16 protein-coding genes and 1 rRNA gene are annotated in these 14,933 nt (G+C 39.6%); 10 read left to right on the top strand and 7 right to left on the bottom strand.

Annotation, left to right across the window (positions count from 1 at the left end; translation table 11 throughout):
• The first annotated feature begins 166 nt into the window (after positions 1-166).
• From rrf to N523_RS0108955, 9 genes are all read left to right on the top strand, one after another.
• Positions 167-281 (top strand): 5S ribosomal RNA (rrf, locus tag N523_RS0108915).
• A 483-nt stretch (positions 282-764) separates the two neighbouring features.
• Complete coding sequence (locus N523_RS0108920) at positions 765-1,697, top strand: hypothetical protein (protein WP_010392530.1); 933 nt, start codon at positions 765-767, stop codon at positions 1,695-1,697.
• A gap of 25 nt (positions 1,698-1,722) precedes the next feature.
• Complete coding sequence (locus tag N523_RS0108925; RefSeq protein WP_013463678.1) at positions 1,723-2,622, top strand: DUF350 domain-containing protein; 900 nt, start codon at positions 1,723-1,725, stop codon at positions 2,620-2,622.
• 4 nt (positions 2,623-2,626) lie between these two features.
• Positions 2,627-4,348 carry a polyamine aminopropyltransferase gene (locus tag N523_RS0108930; protein ID WP_028834892.1) on the top strand — a complete coding sequence of 574 codons (1,722 nt, stop codon included), beginning with the start codon at positions 2,627-2,629 and terminating at the stop codon, positions 4,346-4,348.
• Between the two features lie 80 nt (positions 4,349-4,428).
• Positions 4,429-4,842: a YjfI family protein gene (locus tag N523_RS0108935; RefSeq protein ID WP_004335098.1), complete on the top strand. Its 414-nt coding sequence runs from the start codon at positions 4,429-4,431 to the stop codon at positions 4,840-4,842.
• 24 nt (positions 4,843-4,866) lie between these two features.
• Positions 4,867-5,559, top strand: coding sequence for a PspA/IM30 family protein (locus tag N523_RS0108940; protein ID WP_008113282.1), 693 nt, complete (start codon positions 4,867-4,869; stop codon positions 5,557-5,559).
• 71 nt (positions 5,560-5,630) lie between these two features.
• Positions 5,631-6,269 carry a hypothetical protein gene (locus N523_RS0108945; RefSeq protein ID WP_028834891.1) on the top strand — a complete coding sequence of 213 codons (639 nt, stop codon included), beginning with the start codon at positions 5,631-5,633 and terminating at the stop codon, positions 6,267-6,269.
• Entirely contained in the window at positions 6,266-6,586 is a 321-nt protein-coding gene (locus tag N523_RS0108950; RefSeq protein ID WP_008113280.1) for a hypothetical protein, read from the top strand. The genes N523_RS0108945 and N523_RS0108950 overlap by 4 nt, the downstream gene beginning before the upstream one ends.
• Before the next feature lie 64 nt (positions 6,587-6,650).
• Positions 6,651-6,836, top strand: coding sequence for a hypothetical protein (locus tag N523_RS0108955; protein ID WP_008113278.1), 186 nt, complete (start codon positions 6,651-6,653; stop codon positions 6,834-6,836).
• Positions 6,837-6,851: 15 nt separating this feature from the next.
• Here N523_RS0108955 and N523_RS0108960 read toward each other — a convergent pair whose 3' ends face one another.
• The 4 genes from N523_RS0108960 to N523_RS0108975 all read right to left on the bottom strand — a co-directional run bounded on the left by N523_RS0108960 (position 6,852) and on the right by N523_RS0108975 (position 9,671).
• Positions 6,852-7,253, bottom strand: a complete 402-nt coding sequence (locus N523_RS0108960) for a hypothetical protein (protein WP_008113277.1) — start codon at positions 7,251-7,253, stop codon at positions 6,852-6,854.
• A 10-nt stretch (positions 7,254-7,263) separates the two neighbouring features.
• On the bottom strand, positions 7,264-7,782 hold the full coding sequence (locus N523_RS0108965) for a hypothetical protein (RefSeq protein ID WP_028834890.1): 519 nt from the start codon (positions 7,780-7,782) through the stop codon (positions 7,264-7,266).
• Between the two features lie 107 nt (positions 7,783-7,889).
• Entirely contained in the window at positions 7,890-9,269 is a 1,380-nt protein-coding gene (locus N523_RS0108970; protein WP_028834889.1) for a class II fumarate hydratase, read from the bottom strand.
• Positions 9,270-9,485: 216 nt separating this feature from the next.
• Positions 9,486-9,671, bottom strand: a complete 186-nt coding sequence (locus N523_RS0108975) for a hypothetical protein (RefSeq protein WP_028834888.1) — start codon at positions 9,669-9,671, stop codon at positions 9,486-9,488.
• Positions 9,672-9,864: 193 nt separating this feature from the next.
• On the opposite strand from N523_RS0108975, the gene N523_RS0108980 reads away from it, so the two are divergent.
• A complete protein-coding gene (locus N523_RS0108980; RefSeq protein WP_028834887.1) occupies positions 9,865-10,455 on the top strand; it encodes a DUF938 domain-containing protein in 591 nt (196 codons plus the stop codon).
• On the opposite strand, the gene N523_RS0108985 is transcribed toward N523_RS0108980, so the two are convergent.
• From N523_RS0108985 to N523_RS0108995, 3 genes are all read right to left on the bottom strand, one after another.
• The gene (locus N523_RS0108985) at positions 10,432-11,571 is read right to left on the bottom strand and encodes a GNAT family N-acetyltransferase (RefSeq protein ID WP_028834886.1); all 1,140 of its coding nucleotides are present in this window, start codon (positions 11,569-11,571) and stop codon (positions 10,432-10,434) included. The two genes, N523_RS0108980 and N523_RS0108985, sit on opposite strands and share 24 nt — an antisense overlap.
• Before the next feature lie 91 nt (positions 11,572-11,662).
• Positions 11,663-14,389 (bottom strand): CHASE domain-containing protein, encoded by a 2,727-nt coding sequence (locus N523_RS0108990; RefSeq protein ID WP_028834885.1) that lies wholly within the window; start codon positions 14,387-14,389, stop codon positions 11,663-11,665.
• A 73-nt stretch (positions 14,390-14,462) separates the two neighbouring features.
• Complete coding sequence (locus N523_RS0108995) at positions 14,463-14,918, bottom strand: Lrp/AsnC family transcriptional regulator (protein WP_013463689.1); 456 nt, start codon at positions 14,916-14,918, stop codon at positions 14,463-14,465.
• Positions 14,919-14,933 lie beyond the last annotated feature (15 nt).

A 14,933-nucleotide genomic window follows, 5' to 3' on the forward strand; every position in this document is an offset into this window, starting at 1 on the left:
ACTTGTACTAATTACCCGTGAGGCTTAACCATACAACGCCAAACGCGTTTTATGTGATAGTTTAAGCGAAGAAGTTAATATAACTAAAGTAGATACTTGAAGACTTTATTATCAGAATTCCAAATTTTAGTTAGTGCGTAGTGATACGGACTGACAACCAAATTTGCTTGGTGACAATAGCGTTTTGGACCCACCTGACCCCATGCCGAACTCAGTAGTGAAACGAAACAGCGCCGATGATAGTGTAGCATTTGCTATGTGAAAGTAGGACATTACCAGGATCCAAATAAGAGAAACCCGTTACAGCGATGTAACGGGTTTTTTTACGTCTGTAGGAAAGTGAAAATGCAGGTTCGAGGTGAAAGGCACCAGTTATACCAATTCGCTATTTAGTTGTTCTAAATGAGAATTTTTTAACACAGATAGCGACACGTTTAGCCCCGCAAAATGATTGAGTATTATTGCGGATTGGTATAATAGCCAAAAGCCACCTTCATTATGACTCTCCACGCTGTTCTGCCACTACATGCTACTGCGCTGTCGCTAAGAAGTAGGACAGTTACTCTAAATACAAGTCAGTGTTAAGCCCTCAGTTATAAGTTTTGAAGTATTACCATCAGCACTCTCTCTTTACTGATCTTAGTTATTTTCCTTGCATCTTTAAACTAGTCCCTAAATTATCATCTTGTTGCAATTTCATTGTTGGTTTAATAACTGTCCTGTGTAAAACTATCTAGGATAATTTAGTAAATCAGGTGACATGAATGTCGAATATAAAAGCTTGGAAACTTCTCAGCCTGTTTTGTTTGTTTACAGCACTGATTGGTTGTCAATCTAAAGAAGAACAGCTACAACAAACAATTCAAGAGTCCATTAAAAAGGCCGATGTCGAGCTTACTCAGCTTGGTAAAGCACTTGATAATGGTAGTATACGTAATGCGATTATTCTTAAAGAATACAGTCGTATCCTTAAACAACAGCAACCTGAACTCAGTAAGGTTGTTGATGTAGTTAGCCTTGATGCCACACGCCAGGGAGCCCTTTATAGTGGCTTAACCCAACGCCTTGATGATATTAAGGGTAATTACTTAATTCCTCCTTACGAAGACACTTTATACAATATTGATTTATTGCGTGAAGCCGCCAAGCCAACGTTATTTTCTGATGCCTTAACCGATCCTATTAATATGCTTGCGGATATGTCGAATGGTTCTTTGGCACGAGTTGGTGCTATAAGCCAAAAAGCTGAAGGCGAAGGGGTCGGTAACCAAATGGTAGGTAATCCTAACTATGGTAATTGGCAAACGAATAGTAGCGGTATTAGCTTTTGGCAATGGTACGGCATGTACCGTATTTTGGGTGATGTATTTGACCGAGTTGAATACGGAAGTTGGAGTAAACGCCGTAAGTATAGTTACTACAATGACTATGGTCGTACTCGTTACTCAAGCCCTAAACAAATAAAAACCCAAAGTGCATTAGAAACACGTACACGACAATCTTACCAACGCCAAGGCAAGCAGTTCACTAGTCCTTATGCGAGTAAAAAAACAGGTGCATCAGGTTTGAGTCGCAGCAGTTATACGCCGCCTAAAAGTCGCAGCAGTTACTCAAGAGCGAGTAGTTATAGCAATAATTCAGGATCGGTTCGTAATAGCAGTAGCAGAACCTCGCGCGGCGTAAGTCGTGGTAAGTAAAGAATAACGTTGGAGTTAGAATAATATGTATGAATTTAATGGAATAACTATGTGGTCTTTGCAAGCACTGTCTGTGGACTTTGCAATTATCATCTTACTGTTTGTGAGCTTAAAGTATATTAAAGGTTGGGTATCTAATTTACACGCCAATGATGAAATTACCGAGCGCGATAACTTTGCATTTGGAATAAGCTTTGCCGCTGGTTTGGTAGCACTTGCGATTGTGTTAACGGGCGTGAGTAGTGGTGCTTTTGCTGCTACGTTACAAAAAGAAGCTCTGTTAATGCTTGGCTATGGCGCATTAGCAATTTTGCTTATAAAGCTGGGTCACTTTTTTCAAGATAAAGTGGCGCTGCGTAAAGTGAGCTTACATAACGAAATAGTCAAAGGTAACGTTACTGCGTCAATTATTGATTTTGGCCATGTAGTAAGTGTTGCAGTGGTTATCCGCTCAGCCCTATTGTGGGTTGCTACTGAAGGTTGGCATGGCATTCCTATTGTTATTGCTGCGTTTGTAATTGGTAGTGTGGTATTGCTGTTAGTAAGCCAATATCGCGTGCAGTTATTTAAGCGCACCAATAAAAGTGGCGACTGCCTACAACAGGCTATTATTGATGGTAATTTAGCAGTAGGTGTTCGTTATGCAGGCTTTTTAATTGGTAGTGCATTAGCCATTACTGCTGCAACAGGCATTGCTCCTTATGCTGCTGACAATATTAATGCGAGTTTACTTTACTGGGCGCTAAGCGCCGTTGTTTGTTTGGTTGCTTTCATTTTACTGCACTTACTGACGATTAAAATCATTCTTGCTGGCTGTAATATTTCAGATGAAGTGAATCGTCAAAAGAATGTGGGTGTTGCCGCTATTTCTGCAGCTGTGTCATTTGCTGTCGGGATCACTATGGCCACACTACTGGGTGCATAATCACGTGTCATCAACTCAAGCTTCCCCAAGTAAATTTAATTTACTTGGGCATGATATTTTACTGATCACTGTTATGGCCGTACTCGCAGGATGCGGCCTTATTTATGAATACTTACTTTCTCATTATGCTGGCCGAGTACTCGGCTCAGTTGAGAGTGCAATTTACGCCATGATAGGCACTATGATTGTAGCTATGGGGATGGGTGCATTTTTAGCGCGTTGGTTTAAAGATGCCTTCACCGCATTTGCTTGGCTAGAGAGTATTATTGCGCTCATAGGTATGGGCTGTATATTAGCCATTGCCAGCATTATTGCCGTGAGTTATTCACTCCCTCATTTATTCTCAAGTATTTTTAATATTCCACCTGACGTTATTCTTAATGGTTACGTGTTTCAAAAGCTGCAAGAGTGGTCTCGCTTTTTACCTTATGTATTTGGCTTAATATTAGGGCTATTTATTGGTATGGAAATACCGCTTATTGCGCGCATTCGCCAGCATGTTTATGGACGTTTTTTAGAAAATAACGCCGGCACTATATATGGGGCTGACTATATTGGCGCTGGTATTGGCGCGGCAATTTGGGTGAGTATTATGCTCGCGATGCCAATAATGCAAGCCGCCGCTTGGACAGCGCTATTTAACATTATTGCCGGACTTGCCTTTTTATGGCGTTACCATAGCTATGTACGCTTTGCTAAGTTGCTATTGGTTTGCCATATATTACTGCTGGTGTTATTCGCTTTTATTTTGCAGTTTGGTAGTAGCTGGATGGATAACCTAAGTAACGTACTATACAAAGATAAAGTTATTTACTCTCAGGCGACTAAGTATCAACATGTGGTGCTAACAGAGCGTTTAAGTAAAAATCAGCCTCAGCCAATTACTGATCTATATTTAAATGGTCGTTTGCAGTTCTCTAGTGTAGATGAGCAAATATATCACTCAATGCTTGTTTATCCTGCAATGCTCGCATCTAATCGTCATGACCGTGTTTTGATTATTGGTGGCGGTGACGGATTAGCCATGCGTGATGTATTAAAGTGGCCAGTCAAAGAAGTCACACTAATTGATTTAGATGGCCAGCTACTGAATTTATTTGGCCATGAAGACGATAAATTCACACCGCCAGAAGAGATTAAACAGCGGTTGGTAGCACTCAATAATGAATCGATGTATGACCCGCGAGCAAATATTATTGTGGGCGATGCATTTTTAGAAGTCGAAAAGTTACTGGATCAGTCAAAGCAGTTCGATACTATTTTAATTGATTTGCCAGACCCTAATCACCCTGATCTTAATAAGATGTACAGCGATTACTTTTATAATCATGTACGCCAATTATTAGCGCCTGATGGTGCTATGGCGGTACAGTCAACATCGCCTTATCATGCGAAAAAGGCATTTTTAAGTATTGCTAAAACGGTGAAAGCCGCAGGTTTTGATTATGTAGAGCAATATCAGCAAAACATTCCTTCGTTTGGTCAATGGGGATGGACTATTGCGACTAAAATGGGGCAATCACCTAGTGCCCGTATTAGCAATATAACTGATATGCCAGTGCCATCTCGGTGGATTAGTAAAAAATATTTATTAGCCAGTTTTGCATTTCCTAATAACTATTTTGAACAAGTGAACGATATTGAAGTCAATAGGTTAGGTTCTGGTCGTTTATATGATTATTACAGGGCTGCTTGGCAAATAGAAAGTGAATTGTATAAAAATTAATAAAACATGGTTGACATAATATGTCGACCATGCGAATCTTAACTCAGACATAATATGTCAAACGACAAAAAGGCAGAGACATGGAATTAAATGAACTTTCAATAAAATTAGCGTCTTTTGAAACTGAGGGTGCTAACTTTGAGTCTTTCTTGATTGCCAATCCAGGTGAGCAAGATGTTTTACAAGTCATTGTTGATGGAAACGATGAGCTTCCAATTTTTGTTACTCAAACACAAGAGCAATTACTATGTATTAGCTACTTGTTTGACGAAGATGAAGTAAAAAGTGAATTACGCAACGAGTTAAACGAAACACTACTGCGTTTAAACGTGCCAATTCCACTGAGTGCATTTGCTAAGATCGATAATAAATACGCGATTTTTGGTGCACTGTCGGTAAATTCATCTCTAGATGATGTTACCCACGAACTAGTGACATTAGCTGATAACGCTATAGATGCACTAGAAGCCGTGACCTTATATTTAAACGATTAGTAGCTAGTTAGTGGAGTTAAGATTATGAGTATTTTAAAAAAATTATTTACAGCAGTACGTGGCGGCGCACGTGAAGCAGGCGAAGCAATTGTTGATGCCAATGGTATTCGTATTTTTGAGCAAGAAATTGCTGATGCACAAAATGCGTTACACCGTGCTAAAAAAAGCCTAACAGAAGTGATGGCTAAAGAAATGCAAACTAAGCGTAAAATTAGCGCAGTAGATGCATCAATTGCCGAGCATGAAGCTTATGCAGGTCAAGCCCTTGAAAAAGGGAATGAAGCATTAGCATTAGAAATTGCAGAAAAAATTGGTGACTTTGAAGCTGAGAAAGCTGAGCACGAGCAAGTGTTAGCGGGCTTTAGTAATCACATAGTGACTTTGAAGCAGCAAGTAAAAGATGCTGAAAAATCAATTAAGGAAAATCAGCGTCAGCTTACTATGGTTAAAACCACAGAAAGCGTTCAGCAAGCGACAATGGCTGTAAACAGCACGCTTAATACTAATAATTCATCAATGACATCGGCGCGTCAGTCGCTTGAGCGTATTAAGCAACGCCAACAAGACCGTACTGATCAATTAGGTGCTGCAAAGTCTCTAGAAGCAGATGTTAATGGCGACGATTTAAAAGCTAAAATGGCTGAAGCAGGTATTGGTGATACGAATCCAAAAAGTGCTGATATTTTAGCGCGCATTAAAGCGAAGCAAAATAGCTAACATTTAGAACCATATCAAAAAGGTAACCGAGTTTCGCTCCGTTACCTTTTTTGCTTACAGAGGCACCTTATATGTTTAATTTTTTCAAATCTAAAAAAAAGCCAGAACGTCAGCTTAATCATGCGAGTGACCTTAAAAAAGGCGACATGTTTACTGTCATTGATTCGTTTGCTTATCCTTCATGGCTTAAAGGTCAAACGTTGCGCGTTATTGATGTGCAAACGTATCAGTACCAACACAGCAGTGATACTGAATTTGTACTTGAAACTAACACTGGCCAAGTGGTGTTTTTACAAATAGAGCAAAATGATGGTGAACAGTGGGCAAACTTCTCTATAAAAATTCAGCGTGATGAAGTTGAAGAGATCTTTGGTCTTGATGAATTTGCGCGTATTTTTGATGAAGAGTCATTAACACATATCACGGTACAAAATACCCCTGAGCGTTTTATGCAATTTTTAGCGAAAAGCTATCAACAAAGTGAATCGCCTTATGTATGTTATTTTCATAGTAAAGACTTTCGTGGCCAAACGCTGCCTCGCTATGAGCAAGAAGGTGGTGAACCATGCGAAATGATTTGCTTAGCCTCTCCTGGTGAAGGACATAGCGTTAATATAGAGATTTGGGAGGGAGGTGAAACAGAAGTCTCACTGACGTTAACTCGCCCAATTAGCGATATTGTTGATTTGTTTCCTGGAGATGCCCAGTGAGTGATGCTAAAGACAAGTGGTTGCGCCAAGAGCAAGCTGTGCGCGCCACGCAAATGGCATTTGATTTGAGTAGTGAGGTACAAAAGTCGATAAAAAAACAAGCTATCGATCAAGAGCTCACTCCCTCAGATATGATCCGTAAAATTTTAGGTCTTGATGTAAAGTCTAAAAAAACACGGCAACGACTATCGTTTAATTTAAATGATGACGAAATAGCGCAATTGGCTAGCCGGTTTGAAGTGGCAGTAGATGATAAAAGAGCGGTAAAGCAACAGGTAGCAGAGTTACTCATTGAGCATACAAAAAAGACTAAGTAACCCTTTTGCCTTCTTTATGTAAAATACTTACACTGGGGCTATTATTTTCTAAAAAAGTGCCGCTGTGAATATCTTATTGATTGCCTACTTACTTATGTTTGCTTTATTTGGCACGGCGGCAAGCTACTTCGTGCGTTTTATATATGCTTACTGGGTACAGAAAAAAATGCCACTGGAATACATTTTTAAGGCAGGTGTGTGTATTTTCATGGTGGTGGTTATTTCGGTGTTAATACCACTATTAGATTAACACCGAAACGAACTGCTACTGGTAGTTAACTGTTTTACATTGATTATCAATACATAAAGAGTGGACTTCTAGCACTGGTGAACAGTCTTTGAACTCAAGCATTGCATTATCTAGTTGTTCTTGCTCAGTGATTTTTTGCGCTAATTGCTCTGCTTGTTCTTGAGAGTGATTTAATGTTGAGTACACAACATACTTACTCGGCCCCCCACAGACACGCGAGCCAACACCTAACACCTTACATTGATAGCTGGCTGTGCAGCTTTTATTACTTGTAAGCTCATTAAGTTGAGTATTTAAAACAGATTCACTCGCGTTTTGAGCTTTGCTTGATGTTAGTGCACTACTGCAACCGCTAAGTAGCATAGTCATAACAACACAGGTAGCTGATAGCTTAATTACGGATGACAAACAACTCATAATCTAATCCTTAAAATACACTTACCGCAGAGCCTTCAAGTTTAACACATTTATTTTCAACACACTGAGTGCTTGGCGCAGTTAAATGTTGGCAAATACTCATCATGCCTTTTTGCGCATTATAGGTACTTTCCAATTGAGTGATAGTATCGCTTAGGGCTGAAACCTGCTCTTGGGGTGCGCTTTGTGTAGAGTACACAATGTAATCACTTGGTCCACCACAGGCACGGCTACCAACAGCACTGACTTTACACTGTGAACTAGTTGAACATTGTTTATCTGCTATGAGGTTATTTAATTTATTTTTTGCTGTTTTAATATCATCAAGCGACACTTCTTTTGCAGCATCAACCGGTAGTTGCTGTGCTATTTTATTTTGGTTATTCGCTTGTGGTAGTTTTTGTTGTGGTATCGGCGTAGACGTGTTTTCTACCGCATTGGTTTTAGTTTGCTCAGTTTCATTTGAGGTGGTTTCTAAGCAAGCTGTTAAGCAAAGCGGTAGCAGTAGAGCGAGTAATGGAGTACGCATAATCGTTCCTGATAGTGATGAATTATTCATCACTATCATACACGGTGCATCCATTACGGCAATAAAAACTCTACTATCAATATATTAAAGCGCCATTAATGGCGCTTTTACATTAACCCACCTTGGGTTAATTTAGCTGGATTGAGTAATGCCTCTAATTCTGAGCGAGATAGGTCAGTCTCTTGCTCGGCGATATCAATAATTGGCTTTGCTTGCTGGTAAGCTTGTTTGGCAATTTTTGCTGCTTTTTCATAGCCAATAACGGGGTTGAGTGCAGTAACTAAAATAGGATTTTTAGTCAGCGCTTTATCAATCTGTGCTTGATTAACTTTAAAGCTAGCAATGGCTTTATCCGCTAGTGCTTGCGCACTGTTAGCAAGTATCTCTGTACTTTGCAGGATATTATAAGCAATCACGGGTAGCATTACGTTAAGCTCAAAGTTGCCAGCTTGGCCTGCTACGGTAATTGTGGCGTCGTTACCGATTACTTGCGCACTAGCCATTGCAGCGGCTTCTGGGATCACCGGGTTCACTTTGCCGGGCATAATGGATGAACCAGGCTGCAATGCTTCAAGCTCTATTTCACCAAGTCCCGCAAGCGGCCCTGAATTCATCCAACGTAGATCGTTGGCTATTTTCATTTGCGCAACGGCATAGACTTTCAGCTGCCCTGATAAAGCCACAATGGCATCTTGCGAGCCAATATTATAAAAAAAGTTATCACTGGGGATAAAGTTAATCCCTACTTTTTCACTTAGCTGTTTGGCAAATAGCGTAGCAAATTGTGGATCGGCATTAATACCGGTGCCGACCGCTGTTCCCCCCTGAGCCAGCTCACAAACACGTATTAGTGCATGTTCAATACCGCTGGCTGCGTGCTTTACCTGCGATTGCCATGCGTTGAGTGTTTGCTCAAAGGTCACTGGCATTGCATCCATTAAATGAGTGCGCCCAGTTTTAACTATATGACCGATGTCTGCTTTTTTCTGCTCTAAGGCGTCGGCTAAGTTTGCTAGTGCTGGCAGTAATTTTTTATCAATACTGATAGCACTGCTTAAGGCGATTGCAGTGGGAATAACATCATTCGAGCTTTGCCCCATATTCACATCGTCGTTAGGGTGAATAGGTTGATTGGCATGTTTTGAAGCCAAACTTGCAATAACTTCGTTGGCATTCATATTTGAGCTGGTGCCTGATCCCGTTTGAAAAATATCAACAGGGAAATGCTCATAATGCTGACCATCAATAATTTCTTGGCAGGCATGCTCGATTGCATTTGCTTTTGTTTTATCTAAATGGCCCAGCTTTAAATTGGTTAATGCTGCGGCTTGTTTTATATACGCTAAAGCAATAATAAATTGCTGTGGCATGGTGAGGTTGCTAATCGTGAAGTTATTAATGGCGCGTTGGGTTTGTGCTTTATAAAGTGCGTTAGCGGGCACGTCGAGTGTGCCCATGCTATCTGATTCTGTTCTAAAGTTACTCATTAGTGCTCCTAAAAAAGAGAATATATGACATTAAACTACGCTATATAAAAAGATATGGTGCTGTTATTGCTATTTACAACGGTATAGCTAAAAAGTAGGGGGCGTCAAGGCAAGTTAACAAGTGGGATTAAAACTAAAAAGTCGACTTAAACGGATTTTAAGTCGACTTAAATAATGTATTTATATAAACAGCCAGTTATAAGGCTAAACAGAATTTTAATTGTAGCCAAGAATAAATATTTGGTCTGTTTCATGTTTTTTTTGTGCCTTTTGAGTGTGTTTTACATGAGAAAGTAAGTCGATAACCGTTGCTCTACAATCTGTTTCATGACTCGTTTTATCTAGGCTTTTATCGGTAATTGCCATTACAGCGTCTACGGCGGTATAGGGTGAAATATACATAATGTTATCCTTTTGTCGTTTAGTACTCATTAAGTGAGTAATTTAATAAAAGCATATAGCGTACCAGCTCGGTAAATATAATTTAACGTATTGAAATTAAAGTTATTTTATTATTTTGGTTAATTTACTCACGACAGAATAGCTGAAATTTGTTTTACTATTGTGCATTCATTTGCAATTTAGGTGCATCAGTATGACCAAACCGTTTTCACAAGCCTGCGAAAATAATAAAAATCATATACTTAAGGCTTTGCAGCCTGCATTGCAAAATGCAGGGTCGGTACTTGAGATAGGCTCGGGGACGGGTCAGCATAGCGTTTTCTTTGCCAAAAAATTGCCACATTTACAATGGTATACCAGTGATCGAGAGGTTAATCATCAAGGAATAAAGTTATGGCATGATGAGGTGCAACTGGCAAACTTGCATCCGCCTTTATTACTTGACCTAAACGATCCTTGGCCAGTAAATAAAGTGGATGCGATATATACTGCTAACACTTTTCATATAGTGAGCTGGGAGTTAATTACGCGTTTTTTTGCTGGAGTAAATCAGCACTTAAACCAGCAAGGGGTGGTGTGTGTATATGGCCCTTTCAAATATAAAGGGGAGTTTACCAGCCCCAGTAATAATGAATTTAACAGTTTATTGCAAAGTCGCGATCTACTTAGTGGTATCCGTGATTTCGAAGCGATTGAGCAACTTGCAGTGCAATCAGGGCTTAAGTTACTCAGCGATACGGCGATGCCTGCAAATAATCAGTTACTCATTTTTAAACGGCAATAAAGAGCTGCATTGTTGTTTGTAAATGTCGATATGTTGGCATTCGCGTCCTAAGTAATCTGCAATAGCATGATTAAAATCGGGGTGAATAATATGATGAGCAGAATAAGTAGTGATGGGTTGAAAGCCGCGTGCTATTTTATGCTCACCCTGAGCACCGGCATTAAAACAGTGAATATTATGCTTAATCGCATATTCAATGCCTTGGTAGTAACACAGCTCAAAGTGAAGAGAATCAATCTCTTCGCTTGCTCCCCAATAACGCCCATAAAGGGTATTGTCACCAATTAAACTTAATGTGGCGGCAATCACTTTATGGTCTTTTTTGGCTAGCATAATGAGCAATTTTTCAGCCATTAAGGCGTGTAGCAAGCTAAAAAAATCGCTGTTTAAGTAGCCTAAATGGCCTGAACGTTTTAAATAAGTACGTTGATAAAACTCACAAAAAAGCTGCATCACTGTTGTGGTGATTTGCTCACCTTGCAGCCATTCAATGGTGATATTTTGCTGTGTTATTTTAGCGCGTTCTTTTTTTACTGCTTTGCGCTTACGGGCATTAAAGGTTTTTAAAAAATCATCAAAGTCTTTAAATTCATTATTAAACCACTGAAACTGTACCCCGGTTCTCAGCATGGCACCTGCATCATTTAGCTGTGAGGCTTGTGCTTTATCGCAAAAGTTTACATGCCAGCCTGACCAGGCTTGTTTTGCGCAGTGGGTATTAAGTTGCTCTGTTATATACTCATAAACTAACTTTGGGTTACTATGCATAATACGTATTCTTTGCCCCTCAATCGGGCTAAAGGGAATACAGCACAGCCATTTAGGGTAATAATCTAAGCCATTTTTTTCATAAGCTTCAGCCCATGCCCAGTCAAATACATATTCACCGTAGGAGTGCGCTTTTAAGTAGCCAGGGGCAAGGGCAACTAGTTTATCGCCTTCATAAACGGCTAAGTGGTGAGGCTGCCAACCTGTTTTTGCGCTTACACATTGGCTTTGCTCAAGTGCATATAAAAAAGCGTGTTGAGTAAAAGGGTCACTACCAAAAAAATAATGCCATTGTGTTGCGTCAATTTGGTTGATGCTATTAAACCATTGATGTGAAAAGTGGCTCATAATGCTTTGCCTACTATTTTTTAAGTGGGTTGCTGATTAATTTTGGTAATAGTGCGACAGCCATATTTGGTTTTTTGTTTTCGATAAATCTTTATGGTTTATCTGGCGCAATATATTGAGATAGGCACTGTATAAGCTTATCGAGTTCGAGAGGTTTTGCAAGATGTTCGTTAAAACCAATTGCTAAGGCATTGGCTTTATCTTCAGGCATTACATCAGCAGTTAAGGCAATAATTGGTAATTGCTCAGTACTTTTAATTTGACGTATCAAGGCGGTGGCTTGGTAACCGTCCATAATCGGCATTTGGCAATCCATTAATACTAAATCGAAGTCATTTATTTTAACTTGTTCTACTGCTAATTCGCCATTTTCAACCAGTGTTGGTGTAATCCCTAAAGAGCTAAGCATTGCTTTTATGACTAATTGATTGACGCTGTTATCTTCTGCAACCAGTATTTTTAGTTTACTTAAGTCAACATGCTGGTGTATGTGCTTTGCCGTTACTTGTTGCGCTGCACATGTATTTAACTCGACAGACAGAGTAAAAGTAGAGCCCTTACCTGGCTCGCTTTGTACGCTGATATCTCCAGACATTAATAAGCTAAGTTCTTTTGCGATTGCTAAACCAAGCCCTGTGCCACCAAATTTACGTGATGTTGAGCTATCGGCTTGGGTGAACGCATCAAATAACTTACTTTGCTCTGATGGCGCAATACCGATGCCCGAGTCCTTAATAGTCAAGGTAATTTGACGACGTCTATCGGTGATCTCTTTGCTGTATGCGCTAACACTTACTTCACCTTCATAGGTAAACTTAATGGCGTTACTACATAGGTTTAATAAAATTTGCTCAATTCGCATAACATCACCTTCAAACCAAATATCGGTTGGTAATTGGTTATCAACTTTCCAGTGAATGCCTTTTTGTTCTGCGCTTTGCTCGAACATACTACTGATCCGAGCAAGAAGCGCATTCAAATCAAAAGGAGCGACTTCTAAGGTGAGCTTTTGTGATTCAATTTTAGAGATATCGAGTACATCATTGATTAAACTTAACAATGATTTAGACGCTAAATTAATTTTATTTAGATAACCGGTGAGGGTTTCAGCGCTATCTTCACTTTTAGCTAGAGTTGAAAAGCCAATCACAGCGTTAAGTGGGGTGCGAATTTCATGGCTCATATTTGCTAAAAATCGGCTTTTAGCCTGATTTGCTAAATCAGATTGCTGTTTAGCTTTAACCAGCGAGCGTGTGCGCTCTGCTACCAAGCGTGAAAGTGCGAGGTGTTGGTTATTAAACAGCAGTAATATCAGTAAAATGAGTGAGCTGACAATGACCTGTAAAATAAGCAAAAAGAGTGTCATGTTATTAGTTTGATGCGGTAGAAATTCATCTTTAATGGTTAAATCAACCAGCCATGTTTGCCCTGCAAAATTAATCGTGATGGTTGTCAGTTTATTGCTTTTGGTCGGTATATTTTCGGCGTTTGAATAAAATGGATTGGTAGTATTAGCTTCATAAATAGCGATATTAAACATCTTATTTTGTGCTTGGGTAATCGACTGAGCAAGTATGTTTTTTACTAAAAACACACCTGTTGCGTAGCCTTTAATTGAGGCAACTTCGTTATTTTGTTGATACACAGGAGCAAATAATAAATACGCAGGTTCAGGTTGTTTTGCTTGAACTAACTGAATTATTTTAGTGCCCACAGGGCGATTTTTAATGCGTGGGTCGAGTAAAGTCTCACGGCGATCTTTACGAGAATTGAGATTAAAACCTATGGCAGATTGGTTTTCTGCAAAAGGAGCAATATAGGTAATAACCACCAATGGATCGTTGTTTGATAATGGCGCCCCTTTAATGCTCGGATCAAAGCTGTATGCAGTATAAACTTCATTGAGCTGTTTGTTAAAGTCACTGACCTGAGCCTGGTTAATTTTGCGGTTCCATGAAAATGCTTTAATAAATGAATGCTCAGCCAATAGTTGAGCACTGTAGCTATCAAACTCTTGCTTGCTTAAAGTCGGTGTTGATTGTATCTGGCTTGCAAGGCTTTGTACGGTTATTTGGCTGAGGTTTAAATTGCTCAGCAAACTGTTTTCAATAATAGATGTTTCGCGCTTAGCTATTTGTATCGCATTTGAATACGTCTCTTGGTTGTATAGCTTAGTGGTTAAAGCTACAGAGATAAATAACACCGAGCACACTGCAATAGTAGGTAACGGGGTAACATCATGGCGTTTAAATTTTGGTTGTAATAACGCCAATAAAAAGGGAGTTGCGATCAGTACGCCAAGAGAGTCACCAAGCCACCAAAAAGTAACATTGTTCCAATGATTATCAATGCTGTAAGCAGGGTTAAACTGACTTAAAGCATAGACGCCAATATTGGCCGATATTAGGCTGACGAGAATACCGACGACAAAAATAAAATAAATAATAGATTGGCGTTGTTGTAAATACAACGGATGGCCTAGCCAGTACTTTAAAAGAGCAGCGCCAATCATGCCTTGTAGCACGGCGCCTAAACCGATTAGCAGTACTTGTTGTAGTGTATTACCAATTAAAACCTGATCAGTGATTGGGTTATCACCGGTACTTAAATTAAAGGCGACAGAGGCAATAAATAATGCAGGGATAAAACGCCACCACCAGATAAAACAGCCAACTAGGGCAATACCTGCAGGGAGCCAGATAGGGATGACTTGTGATTGAAAGGCAAAATTAGTCAATAACTTACCAGTTGCAAAATACGCAACCGCAAACAATATGTAAAAAGTGAAAGATCTGGATGTTGAACGAAAAATATTCACATGCATCCTTGTTAAATATTATTTTTATAATGATATTTTAGTATAGCGAATCGGCACTAAATAGTATTATTTTTTAAAGTGGTAGCTGCTTTTTACTAAATGACTGTTTGAGTACTACCGTTGACTCTATATTGGCGATGCAGCTTAAGCTCCCCAGCTGGTGTTTTACAAACTGCTCATAGCTTTCTAAATCCTGAGAAATAATTTTCAGTAAATAATCGTGGCTACCTGAGATCACAGAGCACTCAAGTACATGGGCTAGCTTTTCTACATGCTGCTCAAATTGCTGTGCCGCACTCACCGAGTTTTGACTTAGTCGCACAAAAGCATAAACCAGCACATTAAGGTTGAGCGACTTAGGGTTTATGGCAGCATGATAGCCCGTAATCACATGTTCCTGCTCAAGTTTTTTGATACGTCTAAGAGTTGGAGTGTCTGATAGGTTAATGGTATTGGCTAATTCAGAAACCGACATGCGGGCATGCGATTGTAAGGCAACCAGTAACTGCTGATCTTTTTTATCTAACATGACTATGGGATCTTA

The organism is Pseudoalteromonas sp. 23_GOM-1509m (genome assembly GCF_000518425.1).
Classification (GTDB): Bacteria; Pseudomonadota; Gammaproteobacteria; order Enterobacterales; family Alteromonadaceae; genus Pseudoalteromonas; species Pseudoalteromonas tetraodonis.

Coding starts and splice junctions, on each gene's coding strand:
- N523_RS0108970 (WP_028834889.1), bottom strand. CDS start 9,269: ATGAGTAACTTTAGAACAGAATCAGATAGCATGGGCACACTCGACGTG.
- N523_RS0108945 (WP_028834891.1), top strand. CDS start 5,631: ATGTTTAATTTTTTCAAATCTAAAAAAAAGCCAGAACGTCAGCTTAAT.
- N523_RS0108940 (WP_008113282.1), top strand. CDS start 4,867: ATGAGTATTTTAAAAAAATTATTTACAGCAGTACGTGGCGGCGCACGT.
- N523_RS0108960 (WP_008113277.1), bottom strand. CDS start 7,253: ATGAGTTGTTTGTCATCCGTAATTAAGCTATCAGCTACCTGTGTTGTT.
- N523_RS0108995 (WP_013463689.1), bottom strand. CDS start 14,918: ATGTTAGATAAAAAAGATCAGCAGTTACTGGTTGCCTTACAATCGCAT.
- N523_RS0108920 (WP_010392530.1), top strand. CDS start 765: ATGTCGAATATAAAAGCTTGGAAACTTCTCAGCCTGTTTTGTTTGTTT.
- N523_RS0108965 (WP_028834890.1), bottom strand. CDS start 7,782: ATGCGTACTCCATTACTCGCTCTACTGCTACCGCTTTGCTTAACAGCT.
- N523_RS0108935 (WP_004335098.1), top strand. CDS start 4,429: ATGGAATTAAATGAACTTTCAATAAAATTAGCGTCTTTTGAAACTGAG.
- N523_RS0108925 (WP_013463678.1), top strand. CDS start 1,723: ATGTATGAATTTAATGGAATAACTATGTGGTCTTTGCAAGCACTGTCT.
- N523_RS0108980 (WP_028834887.1), top strand. CDS start 9,865: ATGACCAAACCGTTTTCACAAGCCTGCGAAAATAATAAAAATCATATA.
- N523_RS0108975 (WP_028834888.1), bottom strand. CDS start 9,671: ATGTATATTTCACCCTATACCGCCGTAGACGCTGTAATGGCAATTACC.
- N523_RS0108985 (WP_028834886.1), bottom strand. CDS start 11,571: ATGAGCCACTTTTCACATCAATGGTTTAATAGCATCAACCAAATTGAC.